Annotated in this window: 25 protein-coding genes; 11 read left to right on the forward strand and 14 right to left on the reverse strand. The window is 59.5% G+C overall.

Annotation, left to right across the window (positions count from 1 at the left end; translation table 11 throughout):
• Positions 1-368: 368 nt before the first annotated feature.
• Positions 369-1,376, forward strand: a complete 1,008-nt coding sequence (locus HDF15_RS10295) for a hypothetical protein (RefSeq protein ID WP_184255214.1) — start codon at positions 369-371, stop codon at positions 1,374-1,376.
• Positions 1,377-1,624: 248 nt separating this feature from the next.
• Here HDF15_RS10295 and udk read toward each other — a convergent pair whose 3' ends face one another.
• From udk to HDF15_RS10320, 5 genes are all read right to left on the reverse strand, one after another.
• A complete protein-coding gene (gene udk / locus HDF15_RS10300) occupies positions 1,625-2,344 on the reverse strand; it encodes a uridine kinase (RefSeq protein ID WP_184255215.1) in 720 nt (239 codons plus the stop codon).
• A 287-nt stretch (positions 2,345-2,631) separates the two neighbouring features.
• Positions 2,632-3,486, reverse strand: a complete 855-nt coding sequence (locus tag HDF15_RS10305; protein ID WP_184255216.1) for a purine-nucleoside phosphorylase — start codon at positions 3,484-3,486, stop codon at positions 2,632-2,634.
• Complete coding sequence (locus HDF15_RS10310; RefSeq protein WP_184255217.1) at positions 3,483-3,797, reverse strand: type II toxin-antitoxin system RelE/ParE family toxin; 315 nt, start codon at positions 3,795-3,797, stop codon at positions 3,483-3,485. Before HDF15_RS10310 ends, HDF15_RS10305 begins: the two co-directional genes overlap by 4 nt.
• Positions 3,797-4,039: a hypothetical protein gene (locus HDF15_RS10315; protein WP_184255218.1), complete on the reverse strand. Its 243-nt coding sequence runs from the start codon at positions 4,037-4,039 to the stop codon at positions 3,797-3,799. The genes HDF15_RS10310 and HDF15_RS10315 overlap by 1 nt, the downstream gene beginning before the upstream one ends.
• A 35-nt stretch (positions 4,040-4,074) precedes the next feature.
• Positions 4,075-5,331 (reverse strand): NupC/NupG family nucleoside CNT transporter, encoded by a 1,257-nt coding sequence (locus HDF15_RS10320; protein WP_184255219.1) that lies wholly within the window; start codon positions 5,329-5,331, stop codon positions 4,075-4,077.
• Between the two features lie 260 nt (positions 5,332-5,591).
• Between HDF15_RS10320 and HDF15_RS10325 the strand changes: the two genes are divergently transcribed.
• Together HDF15_RS10325 and HDF15_RS10330 are read left to right on the forward strand one after the other, a co-directional pair.
• Positions 5,592-5,792, forward strand: a complete 201-nt coding sequence (locus HDF15_RS10325; RefSeq protein ID WP_014264310.1) for a cold-shock protein — start codon at positions 5,592-5,594, stop codon at positions 5,790-5,792.
• A gap of 143 nt (positions 5,793-5,935) precedes the next feature.
• Positions 5,936-6,355, forward strand: coding sequence for a hypothetical protein (locus HDF15_RS10330; RefSeq protein WP_014264311.1), 420 nt, complete (start codon positions 5,936-5,938; stop codon positions 6,353-6,355).
• Positions 6,356-6,686: 331 nt separating this feature from the next.
• On the opposite strand, the gene HDF15_RS10335 is transcribed toward HDF15_RS10330, so the two are convergent.
• From HDF15_RS10335 to HDF15_RS10345, 3 genes are all read right to left on the reverse strand, one after another.
• Positions 6,687-8,099, reverse strand: coding sequence for a thymidine phosphorylase (locus tag HDF15_RS10335; protein WP_184255221.1), 1,413 nt, complete (start codon positions 8,097-8,099; stop codon positions 6,687-6,689).
• An 84-nt stretch (positions 8,100-8,183) separates the two neighbouring features.
• Positions 8,184-8,645, reverse strand: coding sequence for a cytidine deaminase (locus HDF15_RS10340; RefSeq protein WP_184255223.1), 462 nt, complete (start codon positions 8,643-8,645; stop codon positions 8,184-8,186).
• 48 nt (positions 8,646-8,693) lie between these two features.
• Entirely contained in the window at positions 8,694-9,839 is a 1,146-nt protein-coding gene (locus HDF15_RS10345) for a type IV pilus twitching motility protein PilT (RefSeq protein WP_184255225.1), read from the reverse strand.
• Between the two features lie 77 nt (positions 9,840-9,916).
• Here HDF15_RS10345 and HDF15_RS10350 point away from each other — a divergent pair, with 77 nt between their 5' ends.
• The 5 genes from HDF15_RS10350 (at position 9,917) to HDF15_RS25515 (ending at position 17,979) form a co-directional block, all read left to right on the forward strand.
• On the forward strand, positions 9,917-14,794 hold the full coding sequence (locus tag HDF15_RS10350; RefSeq protein WP_184255227.1) for a DEAD/DEAH box helicase: 4,878 nt from the start codon (positions 9,917-9,919) through the stop codon (positions 14,792-14,794).
• Between the two features lie 323 nt (positions 14,795-15,117).
• The gene (locus HDF15_RS26230) at positions 15,118-15,966 is read left to right on the forward strand and encodes an AraC family transcriptional regulator (protein WP_184255229.1); all 849 of its coding nucleotides are present in this window, start codon (positions 15,118-15,120) and stop codon (positions 15,964-15,966) included.
• A gap of 102 nt (positions 15,967-16,068) precedes the next feature.
• A complete protein-coding gene (locus HDF15_RS10360; protein ID WP_184255231.1) occupies positions 16,069-16,974 on the forward strand; it encodes a haloalkane dehalogenase in 906 nt (301 codons plus the stop codon).
• Between the two features lie 59 nt (positions 16,975-17,033).
• Positions 17,034-17,732 (forward strand): alpha/beta hydrolase, encoded by a 699-nt coding sequence (locus HDF15_RS10365; RefSeq protein WP_184255233.1) that lies wholly within the window; start codon positions 17,034-17,036, stop codon positions 17,730-17,732.
• Positions 17,733-17,790: 58 nt separating this feature from the next.
• Positions 17,791-17,979: a TMEM175 family protein gene (locus HDF15_RS25515; RefSeq protein ID WP_311733075.1), complete on the forward strand. Its 189-nt coding sequence runs from the start codon at positions 17,791-17,793 to the stop codon at positions 17,977-17,979.
• 94 nt (positions 17,980-18,073) lie between these two features.
• On the opposite strand, the gene HDF15_RS10375 is transcribed toward HDF15_RS25515, so the two are convergent.
• The 5 genes from HDF15_RS10375 to HDF15_RS10395 all read right to left on the reverse strand — a co-directional run bounded on the left by HDF15_RS10375 (position 18,074) and on the right by HDF15_RS10395 (position 22,555).
• A complete protein-coding gene (locus tag HDF15_RS10375) occupies positions 18,074-18,460 on the reverse strand; it encodes a DoxX family protein (RefSeq protein WP_184255235.1) in 387 nt (128 codons plus the stop codon).
• A complete protein-coding gene (locus HDF15_RS10380) occupies positions 18,457-18,885 on the reverse strand; it encodes an SRPBCC domain-containing protein (protein WP_184255237.1) in 429 nt (142 codons plus the stop codon). Before HDF15_RS10380 ends, HDF15_RS10375 begins: the two co-directional genes overlap by 4 nt.
• On the reverse strand, positions 18,882-19,208 hold the full coding sequence (locus tag HDF15_RS10385; protein WP_184255239.1) for a helix-turn-helix transcriptional regulator: 327 nt from the start codon (positions 19,206-19,208) through the stop codon (positions 18,882-18,884). The genes HDF15_RS10380 and HDF15_RS10385 overlap by 4 nt, the downstream gene beginning before the upstream one ends.
• 636 nt (positions 19,209-19,844) lie before the next feature.
• Positions 19,845-21,866, reverse strand: a complete 2,022-nt coding sequence (locus HDF15_RS10390; protein ID WP_184255241.1) for an LVIVD repeat-containing protein — start codon at positions 21,864-21,866, stop codon at positions 19,845-19,847.
• The gene (locus tag HDF15_RS10395; RefSeq protein ID WP_184255243.1) at positions 21,863-22,555 is read right to left on the reverse strand and encodes a DUF305 domain-containing protein; all 693 of its coding nucleotides are present in this window, start codon (positions 22,553-22,555) and stop codon (positions 21,863-21,865) included. The genes HDF15_RS10390 and HDF15_RS10395 overlap by 4 nt, the downstream gene beginning before the upstream one ends.
• A gap of 653 nt (positions 22,556-23,208) precedes the next feature.
• Here HDF15_RS10395 and HDF15_RS26235 point away from each other — a divergent pair.
• The 3 genes from HDF15_RS26235 (at position 23,209) to HDF15_RS10410 (ending at position 24,804) form a co-directional block, all read left to right on the forward strand.
• Positions 23,209-23,679 carry a LuxR C-terminal-related transcriptional regulator gene (locus HDF15_RS26235; RefSeq protein WP_184255245.1) on the forward strand — a complete coding sequence of 157 codons (471 nt, stop codon included), beginning with the start codon at positions 23,209-23,211 and terminating at the stop codon, positions 23,677-23,679.
• Positions 23,680-23,799: 120 nt separating this feature from the next.
• Complete coding sequence (locus tag HDF15_RS10405) at positions 23,800-24,351, forward strand: DUF4199 domain-containing protein (RefSeq protein WP_184255247.1); 552 nt, start codon at positions 23,800-23,802, stop codon at positions 24,349-24,351.
• Positions 24,352-24,438: 87 nt separating this feature from the next.
• Positions 24,439-24,804, forward strand: coding sequence for a VOC family protein (locus HDF15_RS10410; protein WP_014264325.1), 366 nt, complete (start codon positions 24,439-24,441; stop codon positions 24,802-24,804).
• Positions 24,805-24,868: 64 nt separating this feature from the next.
• Here HDF15_RS10410 and HDF15_RS10415 read toward each other — a convergent pair whose 3' ends face one another.
• A complete protein-coding gene (locus HDF15_RS10415; protein WP_184255249.1) occupies positions 24,869-25,468 on the reverse strand; it encodes a hypothetical protein in 600 nt (199 codons plus the stop codon).
• Between the last annotated feature and the right edge of the window lie 181 nt (positions 25,469-25,649).

A 25,649-nucleotide genomic window follows, 5' to 3' on the forward strand; every position in this document is an offset into this window, starting at 1 on the left:
GTCAAGGGTGGAGGCGGCTGGTGAGCGTACTTTGCTCGCCGTGTCGTTGGAACCCTGGGTTATGGCCCCCAGAAAAGATAGAGCCTGAAGGGGCGACCTATCGAGGGTGTTACGAAACTCGTCGGGCCACCACTGCAGCTTGCTCATAACGGTTCATGGACGCGAAAACGACTGCCCATTGCGAATGCCGTGTTTAGCCCGCCCTCAAAGTCTCAAATGACGCCTATGAGCCTGTCCCCAAACTGTAGACTGCGGGAATACAGCATTTCCGAAGTTCACCGTCAGGTTACCCGCGCAGTCCTTTTGCCTAGATGTTTACTCAACGTTTGTTCCACGAAAGGTAGATCGTGCAACCCTCGACGCGACGCTTGACCTATATTCTGGCTTTTGTCTTTACTTTCTGTGTTCGCACTTCTGCGTTCGCCGAAGATCCTACACCGCCGCCTCCTGCCGATCCGCTGACGGCTACGATCCATACTGAAGACGCAGAGCGCTTCGCGAGGCTGTTCACCGCCACCAACGGAAACCCGTCCGCCGAGCAACTTCAGAAAGATTATCTAGATAAAGCTTCGTATGGTGTTGCTGTCTTTACGCCCTACCGCATACAAAACGCAGCACATTTGGCGGAGGCAATTGCGAGCGATAAATCTTCGTACGAGCACGCAATTCAGGATTGCCTGCCTCGCTTGAAGCAATACAACGCCGACCTCAGAGCAGTTTATCTCGCGATGCACGGACTGTACCCCGATAAATCTCTTCCGCAAATCTACGTTGTATTTGGCGCTGGTAATTCCGGCGGTACGGCTGGACCCAATGCACAGGTTCTGGGGCTGGAAGTCGTTTGCAAGATGAGTAGCGATACGCCTGACGGTCTGAGAACTACTCTTCGGCGGTTCTTCGCTCATGAAACAGTTCATACCCTTCAAAAAGATCCGACGGGCTCCGAAGCATCTCCTTTGCTGGCGAGTGTTCTAACGGAAGGTGGGGCTGACTTCGTCGCCTCTGTCGTAACGGGCGAAATACCAGGGCCGCAACGAGCGACCTGGGCTGCTCAACGTGAGGCGGACTTGTGGGCCCAGTTTCAGGAAGACATGCTGGCAACTCAGCCGCAGGTAAGCAAAGCCTCGCCCAAAACCGCGACGGAGGCTCTTCACAGGTGGATCAAGAACTACAATTCAGCGCCACCAGGTTGGCCTTTCGAAGTCGGCTACTGGGAGGGCATGCGCATCTGGCAATGCTATTACGAAGCTGCCACAGATAAGCATCAGGCGATGCGTGATGTGATCGACGGGGACGATCCCGAATTAATTTTGCGGAAGAGTGGCTACAGCGGCGGTGCTTGCAGCAAATCACGTAACCTAAGTCCTCCCAACTGATGGGTGACTGAAACGCACATTCGCTTTGGATGGGCGATCTGGAACCACGTGAATAAAGCCTCCACCCTTGACGCAGAGCACGATGCGAATGTTTGTGGCGCGCTTTGCGTCACCACCCTGGGTTGGGATATGCCGCCCCTTTGGGCTTGTACCCGTGGTCGTTTGAGCCTCTGTGCTCTATCGGATGTTGATGTCGGTGCTTATCAGGCGCACATTGAAGATAGGGTGCCCGGACTGTTACCTCTTCGCTACTGCAACAACCCCCTTTTGTGGAGTTCGCGGAGGACCTGTTCGATGGACCAGTCGAGGTCTTCGGTGCCTTCCACAATGAGATTCGCGTGGGCCTGCGAGGGCAGGACGTAGCGTTCGGCCATGGGCTGGGCGGTGGCTTCGAACTGCGCACGGACGCTCTCTTCCGTGCGGCCACGTTCGCGCATGTCACGGTAGATGCGACGGTTGAGGCAGATCTCGTTCGGCGCGTTCACGTAGACGCTGAAGTCGTAGAGCGGCAGAAGCTCCGGATAGTGCAGGGCGAGAATGCCTTCGACGATAAGGAAGCGTGCTGGGGAGACAGAGTCGAAGGCTCCTGGGACGCGGGTGTGATGGGTGAAGTCATAGACCGGTCGCTGGATCGTTTGGCCCGCGGCCAGTCTGCGAAGGTGTTCGACGAAGAGCTCGCTCTCCAGCGAGTCGGGGTCGTCGAAGTTTTCCTTATCGCGTAATTCAAGGGGAATCTGCGAGAGGTCGCGGTAGTACAGGTCGAGCGGGAAGATGGTGGCCTCGAGCTGGGAGGCAAGCTCGCGTGCGAGCGTTGTCTTGCCGGAGCCGGAGCAGCCGGCGATGCCGAGGATGATGGGTCGTTGGGGAAGGCTGAGTTGCCGGTCGGATTCCTGCATGGTCTTCACACGAGTGTATCCGTGAGTAGCCGGCTTTTGCAGCAGAGACGCTGCGTGAAGGTTTGTGGCCATTGATTTCAAGGCCTTGAGGTAAATCGAAAAGAAGAGGCTACCTTCTTTTGGATTTTTGGATTACGCGCAGGCTTTCTGGGAGCATGAGCGAAAAACGGGAGGAAGCAGGTTCGCTCGCTGCGCTCGGAATGACAACCAGAAGAGCAAGAGCAAGAGCAAGAGCAAGAGCAAGAGCAAGAGCAAGAGCAAAAGCAAAAGCAAAAGCAGATTGCCTGCGGGAATGACAAACTAGAAAAGCAAAAGCAGAGGGAGAGGCAGAGCAGGTTATCTAATTGAAATGGGTTGAATCATGCGATTTGCGCGGCGACCTGCGGGATGAGTGCTTTTACCAGCGCCGTGAACTGCTTTTCGACGCGTTTGCCGGTCTCCATGACCTCTTCGTGGTTGATGGCTTGATCGAGCACGCCTGCTGCCATGTTGGTCACCAGGGAGAGACCGAGGACTTCGATCCCCATGTGGCGGGCGATGATGACCTCATGCACGGTGCTCATGCCGACGAGGTCCGCGCCGAGCGTGCGGAAGGCGCGGATCTCGGCGGGGGTCTCGTAGCTGGGGCCCAGCACGGCGAGATAGACGCCTTCCGGCAAGGGGATGTTTTGCTTTGCGGCCTCGGCGTGTGCGATCTGGCGCAGGCTCGCGGAGTAGGCGGTGCTCATGTCGAAGAAGCGTTGACCATTGGCAGGGGAGCAGGCGAAGCGGGGGTCGTTCGGTCCGAGCGCCGCGTTGGTGCCGGTGAGGTTGATGTGGTCGGAGATGCAGACGAGGCCTCCCTGACCGTAGCTCTTGTTGATGCCGCCTGCCGCGTTGGTGACGATGAGTCCGGTGCAGCCAAGCAGTCCGAGAACGCGTGTGGGGAAGGTGACCTCGGCCATCGAGTAGCCCTCGTAGGCATGAACGCGGCCCTGCATTATCGCGACGTTGATGCCGCCGATGGTTCCGAGCACGAGCTTGCCGGAGTGGCCTGCCACGGTGGAGAGCGGCCAGCCTGGGATGTCGGCGTAGGCAATGGTCGTTGCGTCTTCTACCTGCGAGGCGAAGTTGCCGAGGCCCGAGCCGAGGATGATGCCGAGGGTCGGCTTGGCGGCATGGAGCGAGCGAATGTGCCCGGCAGCGGCGGAGCAAAGGGTGTATTGGTCGGTCATGAGGTCGGTCGAGATTTTCTCAGGCGTTGACGGAGAATGCGGGCGACATTACGGGAGTGCAGAACCGCCACAATGGATAGAGTTTCGCCGCTCACCTGGAAGACGAGGAGATAGGGATCTTCGAACCAGAAACAAACGTTCGCTTTGGTTAGATCCCTTCGACGATGTCCTGTGTATGGCCATTCGGTGAGATGCTTGATGGCAAGGGCAATGACTGCGTTGAACCCATCGCCCATTGCACTGGGAGCCTGATAATAGGCGAGCGTTTCGATAAGATCTCGTTCTGCTGTTTCGGCGAAACGGACTTGCATCAGGCCTTCTTCTGATTGAATGTGCGCATCATTGCCAAAACCTCTTCAGCCGATTTCGTACGTCCGGCTTCAATGTCTTCCAGACCTGCGGCGATACGATCGCGAGCATAATCCTGCCACTCATCATCTTCCTCAATGGCTTTGAGCCCGGCATGGAGTGCGTCCGATATGGATTCGAAGCGGCCAGCAGCAACAAGAGCTTCCGCTTTCTTCTGATCATCGGGGCTTAGTTCAACTGTCATGGCCTTCACCTCGCACGAACAGGATACCAAGCGAACTACTTGATCAGCATGGAAACGATGCTGGCGGACATCAGGTTGGCCATGGTTCCGGCGAGCATGGCGCGCAGGCCGAGCTTGGCGAGATCGTTGCGGCGGTTGGGGACCAGGGCTCCGATACCACCGATCTGCATGCCGATGGAGCCCACGTTGGCAAAGCCGCACAGGGCGAAGGTGGCGATGGAGAAGGTGCGGGGGGAGAGTACCGCCTTGATCTTGCCCAGTTCATTGAAGGCAAGGAACTCGTTGATGATGGTGCGGGTGCCGAGGAGGTTGCCGATGGTACGGGCTTCGTGCCAGGGGATGCCGATGAGCCAGGCTACGGGTGCTCCTACGACGCCGAGAACGTTGTTCAGCGAGTGAGGGAAGGGGATGCCGTGGTTCGTACCCGGCAGATGCACTGTCCATGCAGCGTTCGAGATGCCGAGCATGATGGCGTTGAAGAGGCCGACGAGGGCGACGAAGCTGATCAGCATGATGGCGACGTTGAAGGCCAGCTGGCCGCCGTCGATGGTGCCGCGGGCGATGGCTCCGATGAAATTCTCGTCCTTGTGCTCCTCGCTGGGCGGCATGTTGACGGTGCCCTGGGTGGCGGGGACTTCGGTCTCCGGGACGAGCATCTTGGCTACGAGGATAGTGCCCGGAGCGGTCATGATGACGGCGGAGAGAAGGTCTTTGGCGTTGATTCCAAAGAGGATGTAGGCTGCCATGATCCCGCCGGACACGTGTGCCATGCCGGAGGTCATGATGGTCATCAGCTCGGAGCGCGTGGCCCCGGCGAGGAAGGGGCGAATGGTGAGCGGAGCCTCGGTCTGGCCCATGAAGATGCTGGCCGCGACGTTGGTGGACTCGGCGCCGGAGGTTCCCATGGTGAACTGCATGATCCAGGCGACAGCCTTGATGATCTGCTGCATCAGGCCAATGTGGTAAAGGATGGCGAAAAAGGCGCTGACGAAGATGATGGTGGGCAGCACGGCGAAGGCGAAGATGCTGAGTGGGCTCTTCGGATTGCCGAGAGCGCCGAAGACGAGTGAGGAGCCGTCGGCGGAGTGCCCCAGAAGGCCTGTGATCACGCCGGAGACAGAGCTGAGGATTTGCTGCCCATAGCTCCACTTGATGACCAGGAAGGCGAAGATGATCTGCAGCCCGAGACCCCAGCCCACAGTGCGCCAGCGAATGGCGCTGCGATTGGTGGAGAAGGCATAGGCAAGTCCGAGAAAAACGATAAGTCCGAGAAGTCCGGTAAAACGGCCCAAGGCGTGCTCCGATGGTCAAACAGAATCAGCTGGTTGGTGGCAGTGTAACGGGTCAGACGGCGCGAGAGCTATTGGCTCTTTCCTTGGCCGGCAGGTTTTGCAGAAAAAATGGGGTATGTCGCTCTTTTTGAATGAGGATGATACACTGAAAAAGATCGTAGAATCCGATCTGGTCTACTTGCTTGTTCTGGCCGTACTGCTTTACAGCAAACAACTCCAAATTGCGTTCAGCGGTACATCGTATTAAAGGAACAAACCAAATGGAACAGGGAACAGTTAAATGGTTCAACGACGCTAAGGGTTTCGGCTTTCTGAGCCGCGCTAACGGCGACGACGTTTTCGTACATCACACCGCCATCCAGAGCAACGGCTTCCGTTCGCTTCAGGAAGGCCAGAGCGTTCAGTTCAATGTAGTCAAGGGCCCCAAGGGCTGGCAGGCAGAGAACGTTCAGGTTGTGTAAGAGTTTCAACGGATAGAGGCTCAGGGCGGTTCTTTAGGAACCGCCCTTTGCTATTGCAGCAGAGACTTACAAAAATCTGATTCCCCCTGACGATTCCGCGGGGCTGCCTCTTATTACTCCAACCAGAAGTCTGTGGAGGGCACATGGCGAACATCGTCGAAAACAAGTATTACCTGAAGACCGTCCATGAAGAGATCGATCTCTTCGATCGCAAGCTGGCGCATCTTTTGAACTTCGAGAGCTTCGACAACGAAGCCGACCGTGCTGCCGCAACCCGCAAGCTGACCCTGAAGCGCGACGCCCTGGTTCTGACCGCCAAGCGTCTTGCCGGTGAGGGAATCGAGTTCAATCAGAACGACCTGCCACGCTCTTTCCGTCCGAAGGACGCGCCTGTGGCTGTCGAGACCACCGAAGTGGCGGAAGCCGCTCCCAAGACTGCAGAGCCTTTCGTTCCCGCGGGATCGAACCGCAGCGTGCGGCGTCAGGGTTCTCCCTATGCCGGAACGTCGCTGGATTGGCAGTCGAGCGTGCAGCATTACATGCAGAAAAAAGCCAAGGCGTAAAAGCAGGGTTTTCCTGGAAAGCCGTTCTGTTTGTTGCGGCGTCACAGGTATCGTGCGAATAAATTGAAGAGGGCTGAAGGCCCAACCTATCTGGAATTCGCGATAGGTTGGGCCTTCAGCCCTCTGTTTCGTTGATGCTCGTAATCCAGGGGATGTGTCCGGGACTGGTATAGGTCGCCCCTTCAGGGCTCTACTTTTTCTGGGATCGTAACCCAGGGTTCCGGCGACACGGCGAGCCAAAAGCGCTCGCCAGCCGCCTCCTCCCTGGGCTGGGATATACCGCCCCTTTGGGGCTAGCTTCTGTATCGTTTCCCGGATTCTGTGATTTTCCCTACTTTTTCGTGATGATCTCGCGGATGAGCGGCTGCTTCTGTCGCGGCTCGTTGGTGATTTCGACTGTCGCTTCCAACATGCGATAAGGTTCGTCGAGCAACGCTGCATCCTCACTGAAGAGCGTGAAGATGGGCTGGCCTTCTGCCAGTCTGTCGCCAAGTTTTGCGTGTGACTCGATGCCCGCGTGGGCGCTGACGGGGTCGCCGGGTTTGGCGCGGCCTGCGCCGAGGCGTTGCACGGCCCAGCCGACTTCTTTGCAGTCCATGCCCGCGAGATAGCCTGCACGCGAGGCCTTGAGCACGCGCGTTGCCTTTGGCCGATGGAAGGCTGCTGGATCGCTGAAGATGCTGGTGTCGCCCTGGTGCGCGGCGACGATCTGCAGCCATGACTTGTAGGCCGCGCCGGAACGCAGGATGTCATCGGAGAGCTTTGCGCCGGCCTCAGGTGTGGAGGTCTTGCCGCCGAAGTAGAGCATCCAGCCGGAGAGGATGTTCGAAAGTTCGATGAGGTCGGCGGACATCGCATGGCGATGGCCCTTCAGGATGTCGACGCACTCCCAGACCTCGACCCAGTTGCCGGAGAAGCGGCCGAGCGGCTCGTCCATGGTGGTGAGCAGGGCGGCTGTGCGTGTGCCGGCGCGTTCGCCGGTAGAGACCATCAGTTCGGCGAGGAACTTCGACTTCTCGTAGGTGGGCATGAAGGCGCCGGAGCCTACTTTGACGTCGAGCACGAGAGCGTTCAGGCTTTCGGCGAGCTTCTTGCTCATGATGCTGGCCGTAATCAGGAACGGCGATTCGACCGTGCCGGTGTGGTCGCGCATGGCGTAGAGGATGCGGTCGGCGGGTACCAGGCGCGGCGTCTGGCCGACGAGTGAGGCGTGGCACTCGCGCAGGATTTCCGCGAAACGGGCCATGGAGATTTGAGTGTCGAAGCCGGGAATCGTCTCGAGCTTATCGAGGGTGCCTCCCGTGTGACCTAGAGATCGTCCGGAGATCATGGGCACCGAGATGCTGGGCGACAGCTCCAGTCCGGCTGCGGCGACGACCGGCGCGATGAGCAGCGAGCTCTTGTCTCCTACGCCACCGGTGGAGTGCTTATCGACGGTGAATGTGTGCAGAGGAGCGGCGTCGAAGGTCTCGCCGGAGAAGCGCATCGCTGTCGTCAGGTTAGCGAGCTCCTCCGGCGAGAGGCCGCGCTGGAAGACGGCCATGAGGAACGCGGCGATCTGCGCATCGGTGACTTTATCGGTGGCAGAGAGTGTGGCGGGCTTTTCGCCGCGTGCTTCGGCGAGTTTCTGCTCGCCGTTGAGAACGACAGCGCGGATGAAGTGTTCGATCTCGGCTTTGGTGAGTTCGGCTCCGTCGCGCTTTTTAATGACGATGTCGAGGGGATAGATTGCGTGGTCGGACATAGGGAAGGTCTCTTGGTGCGGGATGCTCGGTGTGGCGATGGTCCGGTGCGGGTTCTATTCAGCTATGAGCTGCGAGGTTGCGAGCTACGAGGTGCGAGAGTGATGGGGCTCGAGATGTTCGGGGCGGAAGGCGTGGGGTAGTAGCTCTCCCAGAGTGGTTTCTTTTGGCGCGCCGTTTTCGCCGGGGTAGAGGATGATTGTCGCATCGTCGCCGAACTCGGTGAGGGTCTGGCGGCAGGCTCCGCAGGGCATGGAGGCTGCGTTGTTGAGGTTGGCGACGGCGACGGCGCGCAGGCGGATCTTCGGGCCGTGCTCTGCGACGGCACGGGCGATGGCCCCTTGTTCGGCGCAACTGGTGAGGCGGTAGGAGCAGTTTTCGACGTTGCAGCCGGTGACGATGGAGCCGTCGGTAAGCAATAACGCCGCGCCGACGCGGAAGTGGCTGTACGGCGAGTAGGAGCGTTCGGCGGCGGTCGTTGCGAGGACGCGAAGATTCTCGCGTTCGGTGATCGTGAGATCGGCGGATTGGAGTGCAGCCTGTGACATGGTGAGTGATTTAAGGTAGTCGCTTGGCTGCGGGATGGCAAGCTCGGTCTAGGCTGGATGCAGCAGATGGGAGCGCAGCTCTTCGGGGTGGTAGCAGTGTGCCAGGGCTGTCTCCTGGGTGATGCGTCGCGTTCGAGCCAGCTCGGCCAGCGACTGGTCCATGGTCATCATGCCTTCGCCGCGACTGGTCGAGATGTGCGAGCGAATCTGGTGGTCCTGGCCGGTGCGAATCATGTTGCGGATGGCCGTGGTAGCGACCATGACCTCGACGGCGGGGTAGCGGCCCACGGGGCCGATTCCGGGGACGAGTTGTTGGGCGATGACGGCGAGCAGCGCCAGCGAGAGTTGCTGGCGAATCTGGGCCTGGTTGCTGGCGGGGAAGCTGTCCAGGATGCGCGACATCGTTTGGGCGGCGTCGTTGGTATGCAGCGAGGAGAGGACGAGGTGCCCGGTCTCGGCTGCTGTGAGAGCGGCAGCCATGGTCTCGCTATCGCGCATCTCGCCGATCAGGATTACGTCGGGATTCTGGCGCAGGACGGCGCGGACGGCGTCCGCAAAGCTCGGTGTGTCGTGGCCAACCTCGATCTGCTCCACGATGGAGTTTCGGTTGGTGTGCTGGTACTCGACGGGGTCTTCAATCGTGATGATGTGGTCGCGCCGGCGTGCGTTGACCTGGTCGATGAGCGCAGCCATGGTGGAGGTTTTGCCGGAGCCGGTGGGTCCAGTGAGGAGGATCAAGCCTTGACGGCGCTCCGTCAACCGGGCGAGTACGGGGGGCAGATGTAAAGATTCGACGGTCGGGATCTGGGCGGGCAGCAGCCGGATGCTCGCAGCGAGCGTGCCGCGCTGATAGTGAACGTTGGCCCGGAATCTGCCTGTTGCTCCTCGAACGAAGCAAAAGTCGAGGGCCCTTTGAGCTTCAAGCTCTTTCGATTGCTCATTCGTCAGAAGCGGCAGCAGCAGGCCGCGAAGGTCTTCTGGTGTCTGGACTTTGCCGGTAGCCGGAGCCAGTGATCCATTGATGCGCAGCGTGATGGCTGACCCAGCCACGAGGAGGACGTCGGAGGCGCCTTGTCCGGCGGCCAACGCGAGCAGCGAATCGAGCGAAGCCGTTGTCGTGGCGGTCTTGGCTCCCGGCACGGTGCGATTCAACTCATAGACAAGCTGCGACAGATCACTCTCATACACGGACATGGGCCCTCCAAAGTGTGAGGGCCAAAGATCGGGCGGCTCCTGCACGTTGTTTATGCTTAGACGGGCAGGAATGGAGGATGGATTCTTCCGAGGTTTGTTCTTTAGGACAATGCTTGGAAGAATTGCATCCCACCTTTAGCAGCCGAGTGCGATGGTTGCTGAAGCGAATGGAGCGGACGCACGTGGCGGAACGCAAGCGCGGTGAAGCGGCGAAGTCGATCAAAGCAAAGCGTTCGCCGCGAGCGGAGAGCGCCCCTGCGGATACAGACGGACTCGAGCTGTTCCATCCTGTGACGGCTGCGTGGTTTCGTGAGGCGTTCGAGGGTGTGACCGCACCGCAGCGCGAGGGATGGCCCGCGATTGCGCGTGGAGAGTCCACGCTGATCCTTGCGCCGACGGGCACCGGCAAGACGCTGACGGCGTTTCTGTGGTGCCTCGACAAGCTGATGCTGCGTGAGCCTGCGACCCAGCCCGGATGCAGGGTGCTGTATCTTTCGCCGCTGAAGGCTTTAGCTGTCGATGTCGAGCGCAACCTGCGCGTGCCGATGGCGGGCATTGCGAAGACCGCCCAGCAGCAGGGGGTCGACGTGCATCTGCCGGAGATCAGCGTGCGCACGGGCGATACGTCGCCGAAGGAGCGGGCGCGTTTCAAACGGCATCCCGGAGAGATTCTGATCACCACGCCGGAGTCGTTGTATCTGCTGCTCACCTCGGACGCGGGGGAAGCGTTGCGTTCCATTGAGACGGTGATTATCGACGAGATTCATGCGCTGGTTCCGACAAAGCGCGGAGCGCATATGATGCTGTCGCTGGAGCGGCTGGAGGCGCTCTGTGGGAGGCCCATTCAACGCATCGGCCTGAGCGCGACGCAGAGGCCGCTGGAGGAGGTGGCGCGCTTTCTTGGTGGAGCGGAAGGAGCAGCGAGTCAGCAAGTTAGCGAGTCAGCGAGTCAGCAAGATGGGGAGTTAGCGGGGCAGGAAGAGCGTGAGCTGTTGGGAGTGCGGTATCGCGCTGTCACGATCGTGAATGCGGGGGCGCGAAAGAGGCTGGAGCTGACGGTTGAAGTGCCGGTCGAGGATATGGCGAAGCTCGGCGAGGCTGACGATCTGGTTAATGGTCTGGCCGACGGCTCGGCGGTGAAGGGGACGAAGCGCACGAGCATATGGCAGTCGATCCAGCCGCGTCTTCTGGAGATCGTGCGTGCGCGAACTTCGACGCTGATCTTTGTAAATGCTCGGCGCATCGCCGAGCGCATGGCGGGTGCGTTGAATGAGCTTGCGGGAGAGCCGATAGCGCGGGCGCATCATGGATCGCTTGCGGCGGCGCAGCGCCGGGAGATTGAAGAGCTGCTGAAGGCCGGGCAGATCAAGGCGCTGGTCTGCACGTCATCCCTGGAACTCGGCATCGATATGGGAGCGGTCGATTTGGTCGTGCAGATCGAGTCACCGCCGAGTGTGGCGAGCGGGATGCAGCGGATCGGGCGTGCGGGGCACCAGGTGGGCGCGCCGTCTGTGGGGATTATCTTTCCGAAGTATCGTGCGGACCTGGTGGCCTGTGCCGCGGTGACGCAGGCGATGCATGAAGGACATGTGGAGTCGACACGGCTGCTGCGCAATCCGCTCGATGTGCTGGCGCAGCAGGTGGTGGCGATCGTCGCGCACCCGCCGCTGCCGGTGGAAGAGGTAGAACGGCGGAGGTTGCACAAGGTTGAAGAGGAGGAGGCCCCAGGGATTTCTTATGATGCTCTGCTTGCGCTGGTTCGCAGTGCCGCGCCGTTCGCGGCGTTGAGCGTTGTGGTCTTTGAAGGCGTGCTCGATATGCTGGCGGGCTTCTATCCGTCGGATGAGTTTGCGGAGCTGCGGCCGCGCATTACGTGGGACCGTACGCGCAACTGGCTGACGCCGCGGCAGGGCGTGAAGCGCATCGCGATTCTGAACGGCGGCACCATCCCGGATCGTGGCCTGTACGGTGTGTTCCTGAGCGGCGATCATGCGAAGCCTCTGCGTGTGGGGGAGCTGGATGAGGAGATGGTGTACGAGGCGCGCACGGGGGAGACGTTTATGCTGGGCGCGTCGACGTGGCGCATCGACGAGATTACGCATGACCGTGTGCTGGTGAGTCCTGCGCCGGGCGAGCCGGGCAAGATGCCGTTCTGGCATGGAGACAAGGCAGGCAGGCCGATTGAGTTTGGCCGCCGCATCGGCGCGTTGGTGCGTGAGTTGCGTGAGCTTCCGCGCGGCGCGGCGGTGACGAAGCTGACGCGCGAGCACGATCTCGATCCGCAGGCGGCGGAGAATGTACTGCGCTATCTGGCCGATCAGGAGCTCGCGACGAAGGAGGTCCCCGACGATCGCACGATGGTGATCGAACGTGTGCGCGATGAGGCCGGGGTATGGCGAGTATGTTGCCTGTCACCACTGGGTAGCAGGGTTCACGCGCCCTGGGCGATGGCGGTGACGGCGAAGCTCAAGGCCACGGGCCTCGATACAGAGGCGATGTGGAGTGAGGACGGCTTTGTGCTGCGCTTTCCCGAGACCGACGAGCCACCGGAGGTGGAAGCCCTGTTGCTGGGGCCGGAGGAGGCGGCGCAGCTTGTGATGCAGCAGCTTGGATCGACAGCGTTGTTTGCCGCGAAGTTTCGCGAGGCGGCTTCGCGTGCGCTGCTGTTGCCGCGCCGTCGTGCGGAGGGTCGAACACCGTTGTGGCAGCAGCGCAAGCGCGCGTATGACCTGCTGGCTGTCGCTTCGCGCTATGCGAGTTTTCCGATTCTGCTGGAGGCGTATCGCGAGTGCCTGCGCGATGTCTTCGACATGCCCGCGCTGATGGAGACGCTGCGGGCTGTCGAAAGCCGCGCCATCCGCGTGCACGTGGTGGACTCGCAGACGCCTTCGCCGTTTGCGAAGTCGCTGTTGTTCAGCTACATCATCACGTACATCTACGATGGCGACGCGCCGCTGGCAGAGCGCCGGGTGCAGGCGTTGAGCATCGACCAGGACCAGTTGCGCGAGCTGCTGGGTGATGCGGATCTGCGCGAGTTGCTCGACGCAAACGCCATCGAGGAGACCGAAGAGCAGTTGCAGTGTGTCGTCGATCCGTACAAGGCGCGGTCGATGGATGGTGTGCACGACCTGCTGCTGCGGCTTGGCGATAGAACGCGCGCGGAGATTGCCGCGCGCTGTGGGAACGCTGAGGTTGCGGGCAGTGTTGGCCGCTTGATCAAAGAGCGTCGCGCGCTGGAGTTGACCATCGCAGGAGAGAAGCGCGTGATTGCGGTTGAAGATGCCGCGCGCTTTCGCGATGCGCTGGGTGTGGCCCTGCCTGCGGGGCTGCCACAGGCACTGCTTGTCCTTGTGCCCGAGGCGCTGCTGGAGATCGTGCGCCGCTATGCGCGTACGCATGGGCCGTTCACAACGGTCGATGTTGCGTCGCGGTACAAGCTACCGAACGAGAGAGTGGAATCGGCGCTGCAGCAGTTAGTCGGAACGGGACGCGTCGCGGAGGGCGGGTTCCGGCCCGGCGGAGTGCATCGTGAGTGGATCGATGTGGAGGTGCTGCGGGCTGTAAGACGCAAGTCGCTGGCGCGCTTACGGAAAGAGGTCGAGCCGGTGGAGCAGCGCACGCTGGCGCGACTGTTCACGCGATGGCAGGGGGTAGTGCAGCCGCGGCGTGGACTCGATGCGCTGCTGGACACGATTGAAAATCTGCAAGGCGCACCGCTGCCCGCGAGCCTGCTGGAGACGGAGATTCTGCCCGCGCGTACCGCAGGGTATAAGCCCGCGGATCTCGACACGCTGGTGGCGGCGGGCGAAGTGGTGTGGGCTGGGTTTGAGCCGATTGGCGAGCGCGACGGGCGGGTGGGTTTGTATCTTGCGGAGAAGCTGCCGTTGCTGTGGCCTCCAAAGGCAGGGATTAGGGATCAGGGATTAGGGATTAGGGAGCTGAACGAGCGTGAGCGGCAGATTGTGGCTTATTTGCAGGCGAATGGGGCGTCGTTCTTTCAGCCGTTGCATGATGCCATCGGTGGTGGGTATCCCGGGGAGACGATCGAGGCGCTGTGGTCACTGGTGTGGCAGGGGTTGCTGACCAACGATGCGCTGCATGCCTTGCGGGCGTATTGCGAGAAACCTGCGGGCAGTGGACGTGGAGCGAAGCCGTCGCGTCGGGTGCATCATCAGAATCAGACGGGGTTTCGCAGCCGTCGCACGACACCTCCGGCGGCGCAGGGACGCTGGAGCCTGAATGCGGTGGCGTTCGATGTAGAGCGCACAATGCCTGTACGCGTTACCGAGTGGAGTTATGCGATGGCGCAGCAGTTACTCACGCGCTATGGCGTGGTGTTTCGTGAGACCGCTCATGCGGAGAATCTGCCGGGAGGATTCTCCGCGGTGTATGACGTGCTGAAGGCGTTCGAGGAGAGTGGCCGGGTGCGGCGCGGATACTTTGCCGCCGATCTCGGCGCGACCCAGTTTGCGATGCCTGCCGCAGTGGACCTGCTGCGCAGCCTGCGCGTGAGTGTGCAGGAACAGCCGAGCGAGGTGTTGATGCTGTCCGCCACCGACCCGGCAAACCCTTACGGTGCGTTGCTGCGCTGGCCTGCTGCTCCGGAGGAAGGTTCGTCACTGACGCGCAGCGTCGGCGCGCGTGTGGTGCTGGTCGATGGCGCTCTGACGGCATACCTGCGCCGCGGCAATACGAATGTGCAGGTGCTGTTGCCGGAGGATGAACCGGCGTGTTCGCATGCTGCAACGGCTCTTGCTGCGTTTTTTGTCGCGAACACACAACGGGAAGAGAGTGGCGAAGAGGCCCGGGAGCGCAGGGGAATGTTGATCGCCACAGTCAATGGGGTGCCTGTGGCGAGACATCCGTTGGCGAGGTTTTTATTGGAGGCAGGATTTCAGCCTGCACCGTCGGGGTTCAATGTGCGGCGGAAGGCGATAGTGGCGGGCTCCGAATAGTGGGGAAAATAAAAGCTATCGCTCACTTCAGTGAATGTAAGCGCGTTGGTCGGTATGAATAAAGGCCGCTGTTCACGCTAGATGGCCAAAAGGGCAGCGGCGATCAAGCCAACACCAGAAAGAACTATAATCTCTGATGCGATTCTCGAGAACGAAGGCAGTTTCTATCGCCGATAGGATCAATTTCTCATCTTTGTGTTGATACTTGTTTTCACTGTTCGATGAGTAGCAGGTTGAGATACGGGTACGCGACTGGCAATATGCGAAAAGAGCCTTCAGAACCGACAATTCGAGCTGGACATGGTGTAGCTGGTCGTTCCGTCGTGGGACGAATCTGGAACGATATTACGGTGTATGGCGTCACGACCTACTCTGCTCCAGGCAAGAGCTGGCAAAGTCTAGAGTCAGATCAGTCGACTGTGGCGGTCATACTTGACCAGGAAGGCGGCATCGCGGAACCGCGCAAGCGACTCAACGCGCCCACGCCGAGAGTGCGCTATGACGCTGGTCACACGATGTACATTCCGGCGAATACTGACATTTGGGCCTTCGGGGATTCGACGAGCATCGTTCGCGGTGTGCGAATGCTCTTCAATCTTTCGGTCGTCGATGGCCTTCTGCAAGACGAATGTGATCGGGTGAGATGGAGTGAACCGGTCCTTCTGCTCTACGACAATCGCATCCGTGAGATTGCGAAATTAATCTGGGAGGAATGCCACTCGGAAGGGGAACGGCCTCTGCTCTATGGTGAGAGCCTCACCACGGCGCTGCTTTCGTGCCTCTTCCAATCGAGTGATGCCCAGAAGAAGACGTCTCAATCAGGGCTTACGAGAATTCAGTTGAAGCGCACGGTTGAGTACATGAGGGCGAGTCTGCTTCGCGATGTTCGTTTAAAGGAACTCGCTTCGGTAGCTGGCCTGTCGCCGTCGCATTTTGGGCGAGCTTTCAAAAGGTCTACAGGGCTGACGCCGCATCGATGGATCCTGCAGCATAGAGTTCAACTGGCTCAGCGGCTCATGAGAGAGTCCGGCAAACCGATTGTGATTGCTGCTGAGATGGCAGGTTTCTCGAACCAGAGCCATTTCACAAAGGTCTTCCGAGCGAGCACCGGAACGACGCCAAGAGCGTGGCTTCACAATGTCGCGCAACGCAGCCACAACGGAGCAGATTAGCGTTTTCGAGATAGCGAGAGCGTTTTCAGAATACTTAACGCGAGCCAGATTCGCTCTAATGTTGCCAGCGGGAGATCTTCTCCGCGACAGAGGAGGACCACAATGGCAGCAGATATCAATAACACCCTCAGCACGGTCGGCTATCCAAAACAAAGACGGAAAGTCTTCGACCGAGAGATGGCATATGTCGAAGCAGGGCATGGCGACCCAATCGTGTTCTTACATGGCAATCCGATGTCCTCCTATCTCTGGCGCAATGTCATACCCCACTTGGAACCTTTGGGCCGCTGCATCGCCCCGGACCTTATGGGGATGGGCGATTCAGACAAGCTTCCGAACAGCGGCCCCGGCTCGTACCGCTTTGTGGAACAACGCCGTTACCTTGATGCTTTGCTGGAGGCCCTTGAGGTACGCGAACGAGTTACTCTCGTCGTCCACGATTGGGGTTCTGGTCTTGGCTTCGATTGGGCTAATCGCCACCGCGAAGCTGTCAAAGGTATCGCGTATATGGAAGCGATCGTTGGTCCGCAAGGGTGGGATCACTGGGACATCATGAAGATGCGCCCGTTCCTGGAGGCGCTACGCTCGGACGCCGGTGAGGCGATGGTCCTGGAAGACAACTTCTTCATTGAGAAGATTGTTCCTGGAGCTATCATGCGCACGCTCGCCCCCGAGGAGATGGCAGAGTACAGACGGCCGTTTGCTCAGCCTGGGGAGGGGCGTCGACCGACATTGACGTTCCCGCGAGAAATTCCCATCGAAGGAAAACCTGAAGATGTCGCGGAGATCGTGTCTGCCTATGGCACGTGGTTGGCAACCAGCAACGTACCTAAGCTCTTCGTGAAAGCCGAGCCCGGCGCTCTGCTCGGGGCGGGGGCAAATCTCGCGACTGCACGCTCCTGGCCAGCTCTGACCGAAGTGACAGTAAAGGGAATTCACTTCGTTCAGGAAGATTCTCCGCATGAAATCGGGCGCGCAATCGCTGCGTGGCTAACCACGTTGAGCTGAAACACGGCTCGGTAGGCGGGGGAATCTCCCCCGCGCATCTTCACTCAAAGGAGTAAAAAATGAAATTTGCAAAGAATGCAACTGTCGTTCTTGTTCATGGGGCTTGGGCAGATGGCTCTAGCTGGGGCACGGTAATCAATGGAGTCGCAGAGCAGGGCCTGGGTGTCATTTGCGCACCCCTGCCGCTTACGACTCTGAACGACGACATCGCAGCTGTGCGCAGAGTCGTTGCAAGGATTGAAGGCCCGGTGCTGTTAGTAGCTCATGCTTACGCCGGTGCGGTCATCGCCGGGGTGGACGATCCCAAGGTCAAGGGGCTGGTTTATATCACGGCATTGGCTCCAGACGAGGGAGAAACAACCGTGGAGGTGTTCACTCGAACTGCTCCCCACCCAGATGCACCGCAGATGGCACCTGACGAAAACGGCTTCATCTGGATGCCCCACATTGCAATAGGTAAGGCATTCGCTCAGAATGCCTCGGATGAAGAGAAGGTGCGTCTTGAAGCGACCCAACGCCCAATCAACGTCGCCTGCATCCTGGAAAAAGTCGCGCCTCCATCATGGAAGACGAAACCTGTCTGGTTTCTTATCGCAAAAGAGGACCGCATGATCCTTGAGGAAACGCAACGGTTCATGGCAGAGCGGATGCGGGCAACGATCAAAACAATTCCTGCTGATCACATCCCCTCTCTGACCATGCCTAAGCCCGTGATTGACCTTGTCGTGGAGGCGGCCACATCAACTCTGGCTGAGTAAGCAAATGCAATCGGAGGCTCCTTCACGTTTGGTGGGGCCTCCTTGCAGAAGGTAGAGCGTGTCGAAGCTCAAGCGAACTTCGCTGGAAAGAGTAGCGGCATTCTCAGATGGTGTTTTCGCGGTTATCAGCACAATTATGGTGCTTGAGCTGAAGCCGCCCCGTTGGACCGTTGAAGTGAACGTAAGCTTTTGCTCCGGGCGCGGCTTCCTCCGGCTCCTGGCAAAGAGCCCGCTGGTTTGTCGGTAGTACAAACAGCGTGAAATACAGGGGGTTTCTCCACTCCCGTTGGTCGGTGGAAATGACAGGGTTTGGGGTTGTGTTTGTAAGTGCGAGGTTGGTGTTAGGTTGCAGCTTTCACCGACTCTAAGCGTAGCCGGAAGAGATAAGAAAGTGCCCAGAGCACACCTGCCCCTAATGCCCAGCCCCATGCCTGCGGACCGTCGCCGACTGCAAGGTGCGCGATGAACGCTGAAACGAGTGTGATGGCAAAACCTGCGTAGGCCCACTCCTTTATTCGTGCGGGGATGGCAGGGACTAACAACGCGATGACGCCTGCCAGCTTGGCCCAGGAGAGCTCGATACGAAAGTAAGAGGGAAAGCCAAGATGAACAAACGCCGCCGCAACCTGGGGAAGCTTCAACTGCGCATAGGCGGTGAACGCCATATGGAGCGCGAAGAGCGAGGTGGCGATCCAAAAGCCAACAAGAGCTCCCTTCGATTCCCTCATGCGACGCCTCCCTCAAGTACCTGCTCCAACTTGCCGACGAAGTTTTTCCATCCATAGCTGGCACCTTTGTAGGCTGCGTCTTGATCGGGACGGAAACCGGACTGCTCTATGCGAAGGTGTGTGCCGCCCTCGCCTGGCGTCAGGGTGAAGAGCACCACGCTCTCAAGCCCCATGGAGTTCCAGGTATACGAGAGCCGTGCCGGCGGTTCGACGATCAGCACTTCGCAGTCGATGATTCCACTCCAGTTCGGCATCGGATCGGCGCGGAACTGGAACGCTTGTCCAACCGAGGGTTTGAAGTCATTGTTCAGGAGCCATTGCGCGAGGAGCGTTGGCTCAGTAAGAGCTCGCCACAGCTTTTCAGGCGGATAGGCGAACACTTTTTCTACAACGACAGTACGAGTATTCTTTGCGGGATTGTTCATGGTTCCATCCTTTCCAAAACTGCTTCAAGACGATCGAATCGCTCGTGCCAGAAGGCACTATAGAGTCGCAGCCAATCCACCATGGGTTCCAACGCTTCGGACTGGGCGCGATAGTGCGTCTCGCGCCCATCGCGACGATGCCGCACCAGCTTTGCCCGCTTGAGCACCGTCAGGTGCTTGGAGACGGCAGGCTGAGAGACTCCCGCGAAGCGGGTCAGGGCATGGACGGTCTGTTCGCCCTGACGCGTCAGTTCCTCGAAGATGGCCCTTCGGGTTGGATCGGAGAGCGCGCGGAATACGAGATTGGCGGTAGCTGGCTGCACAGACAAACCATAACCATTTGGTTATGGTTTGTCAATGAATGATTGGCTGCGACCGACAGCAGGCATGGCTTTTAACCTGAGACTTGCGTGAGAACACTTCAGAGATAGGGGGGTACGGATTGTGCTTTTTTGCGAGGTACACCCGTTCGGCTACGCTCAGGGCCGAAGGCCCTCAAGGAGCTTTATCTCACCGATACTGTTGAGACCTTTTCGAGCACGATGATCCAGGCTCGAGGACTCGAGATAGGAAAGGTGCAGAGGGCACGGGCAAGATTGAAATTTTCGGGGTCCTTCGACTTCGCGTCCCCAAATGCAGGAACGCTTCGCTCAGGATGACGTTTTTGTGGGGATGCGAACAACGCACCTGGGGAAATCGATCTTGTTAAAGCCAGCGTCTCCGATTCGCCGAATGCTATCTCGCATTGGCATGCGTACGTCTTGTTTTCGATGGAAGTCAGATCGAATTTGAAGTCGTAGCGTGTCCGCAGTGCAGCGTGCTTGGAAGTCGGCAGCAGCAATACTTATCCGGTGCATGGAGACCTGGAGTAAGTTTTGCATTGGGAGGATTGCCAGCACCATGGACAGACACGGTACCGGCAATCCTCAATTAGGAGTACGAGCTATGATTCTCCTCGGCTACTCACCAGCCTTGGCAGTGCTTTCGCCACCGCTCACGAGGATCTTCGATAGTGCGTGGAGGCGGTCGGCGTCTCCCGGTGTTTTGGCTGTGGCGGCAGCTTTTTCGGCGGTCTTCGCATCGGCATGAAGCTTCTTGGTGTTCTTCGCGTCGATGTCGGCGTTGATCGCGGCGATCTTGTCTGCGTCCAGACTGGTTCCGCGTGCGAGCTGGTCGAGGTAAGCCTTCGCGGTGAGGAACGTCATCGGGTAGTCGATGTGGGGCTGGTTCTGGACGTTCAACTCAGGCAGGTAGACCTGGGCCGCCGCATCGATTTCGTTCTGGGTAAGGTCCTTGGTGGGAACGAGCTTGAGGACGTCCGTACCGCGGGCGATCTCTGAGCCGTAGATGTAGCCGTTGTAGTAGTAGGTGGACCATTGGCCGCCCATCGCGGGACGGCTATCGTCGACGGGGCCGCGGTCGAAGTAACCGATCTCGAAGGGGTGCGAGGGGTCGGTGTAATCCATGACCGAGACGCCTCCCTGATACCAGGACTGGACTTCGATGTTGCGTCCGGGGACGGGAATCATCGAGCCGTTATGCGCGACGCAGTTCTCCTTATCGGTCTGGGGCGCGGGCATCTTGTAGTAGGCGTCGAGCTTCAACTTCTTGTCCGGGGTGATGGAGAAGATGGCGTCCGCGCCCCAGGCCATGGGGTCGGAGACGCGGCAGCGCGGCTGGCCGCCGCCGCCCCACTCATCCGTGAAGAGGACGGTCTTGCCGTCGTTGGAGAAGTTGGCGGAGTGCCAGAAGGCGTAGTTGGGATCGGTGACGGCGTCGAGGCGCTTGGGATGTGCGGGGTCCTTGATGTCCAGCAGGATGCCGTTGCCGGAGCATGCGCCGCCGGCCAGGCCAAGCCAGGAGTAGGCGGTGATGTCGTGGCAGCCACGGGTGGACGAGGTGGTCTGCGTGCCGTCACCGTGGTTGCCGCCCTTCCACAGGCCGTTCATGTCGCCGGTCTGGGGGTCGGAGAAGATGCGGGGGCTGGCGATCACCTTGGCCAGCTCAGGATGCGCGACCGGCACCTTGATGATGACGATGGTAAAGAGAGCGGTGTCGGGGTCCTTGTCGGGATCGCCGCCGGAGCAGCCGCCAAGCTCGGCGGAGGGACGGACGCCTGCAGAGCCGGAGACGTAGATGTAGACGTTGTCCTTGTCCTTGGGGTCGATGACGAGAGTGTGGGTGTGGGAGCCGCGGCAGGTCTGGACGTCAGCCACCTGCTTCGGGTTGCGGATGTCGGAGATGTCGAAGATGCGGACACCCTTTACACGGTCCGGGCTGGGGGGCGGCTGGCGCGACCTGAAGGCCCGCATCGCAGCGGCATCGGCTGCGGCGTCGCCGGTCGGAGCCGGTGGTTGAGGTTCGGGGCTTGCGGTGGTGAAGCCCTGAGTGCCGCAGTCCATGCGGCCGTTAGCCGCTTCGACCGACATGAAGAGGAGGTTTTTGTAGACCGAGACATCGCCCTGACCGCCGGGGCACACCATCGAGGTCAGCAGCGTCATGTGCGTGGGGTCGGAGATGTCATAGATGTTGACGCCGTTGTAGTTGCCGTTGAACAGGTACCTGGCGTTAAAGGCGAGGTCCGAGTTCGTTCCGCCGTAGTTGGCGCGCGGTCCGCTGGGACGCGCGGCACCGGGTTGGCGGGGAGCGTCGGGGTCAACAGGGGGCGGCGGAGGTGTGGCGTCGACGGCCTTGATGGAGTCGAGGTCGGGGCCAAAGCCAGCGGGCTTGGGGGTGGTCATGACCAGCTTCATGCCGAGGATGGCGGTGCTGGCGTCATAGAGGCCGCCTTTGAGGCCGACGCGAGGATCGTCCGGGCCGGAGCGGGGGTTGACGAAGACGCTGGGTGGCTTGGGCGGCATCTTTGCCGTGGGAGGCGTCGCAGAGGCGGTGGTCTGGGCAGCGCAGAGGCCGGTGGCCGACAGGGAAAGAGCCAGCGCCAGGGTGTTGCGGAGGAAGTGCGAGGAAGTACTGCGGATCATTGTCTCTCCTTCAGCATGTGACGCATGATGTCGATTTCAGCCTGTTGTGTGTTGTCGACGTCGCTGGCGAAGTCGAAGAGTTGCGGGTCCTGGCCGGCTCCGGGGTTGGCAAAGAGATCTTTGACCATCTGCAGAGCACCGGTGTGGTGCTGGATCATTCCGGTAAGAAAGAGGTGATCGAACTCGGGGCCGCTGGCCTTGCGCAGGGCGTCCATCTGGGCGGAGGTCAACATGCCGGGCATCATGGGCATGCTCATGTCCATACCCTTCATGTCACCTTTCATGTCCATGCCGGCCATGGGATCGGCAGAGATTGGAAAGCCGCGGTCGGTGAGCCACTGCTTCATCCAGCGCATCTCGTCGCTCTGGGAGACGTCGATCTTCTTGCCGAGCTCCATCACCTCGGGGTCTTTGGTGCGGGTCTTGAGGAGCTCTGTCATCTCGACGGCTTGATTGTGGTGCATGATCATGCCCTGCATGAAATCGACGTCGGCTTTGGAGGGCGTCTTGGGGGCTTCGCCGGCGGTTGCGGCGGCTTTGGAGAGGGTCTTGTTGCTAGTGCCGGGAGCGCCGGGCTGGATGATCGCGGGTGCGGATAGAGGTGCCGGGGTAGTCTGCTGCGACCAGGCAGCGGTGGCACAGAGACAGAAGGCGACTGATCGAAGTGTAAGGAAAGTCGGGTAAGACAACGCTCCTCCAACCATGATGCAAAAGAGAGACTATTTGCAGTAACACCCTGAACTGGGCGGTCAGCGGGAGACTTCCTCTTGCGAGGGGCGAACGGTCTGCCGGCTTTCAGCGATTCCTAAGTGTCACTGTGGAGAGGGCCGCGCAGGCTTCATGACGTACGCGGGAAAAAGTGTTTGGCTGAATATAAACGGTTCGGGGATCGCAGCGCAATTGAATACGATGATGAACCCGATTCGGCGTGGTCAATTGTTTTTTAAGTTGCTGATGCGCAAACTGAACAGCCAATGCGGAACTTCAAGCAAAGGCCTTCGTGCGGATTTTTAGTTCGCGTTGCAGGTGCAGGGCCATACGGAAAGCAGAGGGCTGTAAGCCCGATTCATAGTGCCTGCACGATGAGTCGGGCTTACAGCCCTCAACTTCTATTCCTGCGCCTAACCTGGGGCGTCGCTCCCCGAGCCACCACGCTTTGCGTGGTGGCTCGGGTTCGCTTTGCCCCAGGCTGGTATGAAACGGGCCGTTGGCCCTAAAGATCAAGAGTCTCTTGTGCTTTGTGGCTTTTTCTGTAGCCTGTTTCGCAGGATGAATCGATGGCGTTGTGGTTGACGCTCGCACTGGGATTCTCCCGGTGTAAGCTATGGACACAATCCCCATCATGAAGCGCCACGTCCTCATCTTCGGTCTCGTCGGCGGCGTCCTCATCGCCACCCTCCAATACACCGAATACCGCTTCGTCGTCATCGAGCACTCCGTCGAGCTCTATAGCGCGCTCGTCGCCATCCTCTTTGCGGCCTTCGGCATCTGGCTTGGCCTCCGCATCACGCGCAATCGCGAAACCATCCGCGAAACGGTCGTGGTGAGGGAGGTGCTTGTCCCTGCGGAAGCCCCGGCTCCCGAACCCTTCGCTCCCAATACGGCCCAGCAGCAGACCCTCGGCATTACGGCCCGCGAGCTCGAAACCCTCACCCTGATCGCCCGCGGCTTCAGCAATCGGGAGATCGCTACGCAGCTCTTCGTCTCCGAAAACACCGTCAAGACACACTGTGCCCGCGCCTTCGACAAGCTTGGAGCCGCCCGCCGCACCCAGGCCGTCCAGCGCGGCAAAGAACTGGGCCTCCTGCCGTGACCGCCTCACCCGAAAGCACGATTTTCGTTCCATTCCTGAAAAATCATCCGAAAGGGTGACGACATTCGGCCCTGTTCTACCGCATCGTGACTGCATCCTCATTCGCACCAGGAGCCTCACATGAAGAAAACAGTCCTCACCTTCGGCCTCATCTCCGGCGTCATCATCTCCGTCCTTATGGACGGCTCGGTTCTCCTTGCCGACAAGATCGGCTCCGGCCACAGCCTGCTTCTCGGCTACGCCAACATGGTGGCGTCGTTCCTGCTGGTCTACTTCGGCATCCGCAGCTATCGCGACAACACGCTCGCCGGCCAAATCTCGTTCGGCCGCGCCTTCGCCTGCGGCATCCTGATCACCCTGATCACCACCGTCTGCTACGTCGCCACGTGGGAGGTCCTCTACTTCAACTTCATGCCCCACTTCATGGACAGCTACTTCGCCGCGCAGATTCACAAGGTCCAGTCCTCCGGACTTGACCCCGCCACCACCGCTGCGCGGGTCGCTGCCATCCAGCACTCTCAGCAGCTCTACCAGAACCCCTTCGTCAACATGGCCTACACCGCGATGGAGCCCCTGCCCGTCGGCCTTATCATCACTCTCCTCTCCGCTGCGATCCTTCGCCGCAGAGCCCCTGTCGAACCCACGGCCACTTCCGCAGTCATGACCCCATAAATCAAATGACGGGAAATCAAAAGGCCGGGGTGTAAGCCTCGACCTTCCGTCTTTCACCCCAAACACATCGTTCTCATTGGAGGCAGCATGGCTTCAATCACTGGCTTTGGCGGTATCTTTTTGCGAGCGGACGATCCAAAGGCTCTGTATCAATGGTACGAGCGGCATCTCGGCCTGGTGAAGTCCGAGGGAGCCTTCGGGTTTCCCGCCCCGACGCAACACCCTCAAGTCGTCTTCTCTTTTTTCAAACAGGACAATGCCTACTTCCCTCCGCCACAGAAGGCGATGATCAATCTGCAGGTGGATGACCTGGATGGTGTGCTGGACCGTTTGATCGAGGAAGGCGTCACGGTCGATCCAAAACGCGAAAGCTATGACTTTGGAAAGTTCGGCTGGATCACCGACCCGGAAGGAAATCGTGTCGAGCTTTGGCAGCCGAGCCCAACTGAATGATGCGGATCTCGCCTCGACCTAGTCACCGCTGAGCGAGACCCGCGATTGCCAGTCAGGATTCGACTTACTCAACTTTCTCGAATCCGGTTTCCATAGTCACTCTGGTTCCGGTGACTGTGCCCTGGATGTGAGCGAGGAGGGTGCCCGACTCGTCCCACTGATCGATGGTGAATTTTCCCGAGGTGGCATTCCCTTTCTCATCAAGAGTTAGCCATTGCTGAATGCGGGCGGGACCGACCAGGTTGACTCCTGTGGAGTCGTAGGAGACGCCAAAGTGGTTCAACTGATAAGACCGCGCGCCAGTTTTTTTCCATTCGCCGAGGCAAACGTCGCCGGTCAGGGGCGAGCGCAGACCAGAGACGTTGATCTCGGTGCCGTCACTGTGCCACTGAGCGTAGCCAGCGTCAATCTCGGTGCCGTCCGGGATCCCACTACTGCCCTCGGAGATCCAATGCTCTTTCCAGGTCCCGACTATTGTGGTGGCTTCATCCTCATCGGGAAACGACGCCCGCAAGAGGTACGGCGAACTGAACTGATGCTGCGAACTTGCATTGAATGACGCGGGACGATACTGGCCGCACCCGGCATGTGCGTAGGGAACAAGCACAGTTGCAAACGCCAGCGCGCTCAGCACCGGCACGATTTTCATAGTTATTGCTTTCATCACTTCCTCCTCTGCCGGGGAATCTGCCGGCTCGAGTCAGATAAGACGCGAGTCCGACTTCGGGAACAATGGAGGAAGATGAATTCAGAGGTGAAGAAAGGTGAAGACCTAAGTAATTCAATCTAAATGGGTACTGTTCCCGATGATTTGCATGAATGCTATACTTCATGCCTCATTGGAG

The organism is Granulicella mallensis (assembly GCF_014203225.1).
GTDB classification, from domain to species: Bacteria; Acidobacteriota; Terriglobia; order Terriglobales; family Acidobacteriaceae; genus Granulicella; species Granulicella mallensis_A.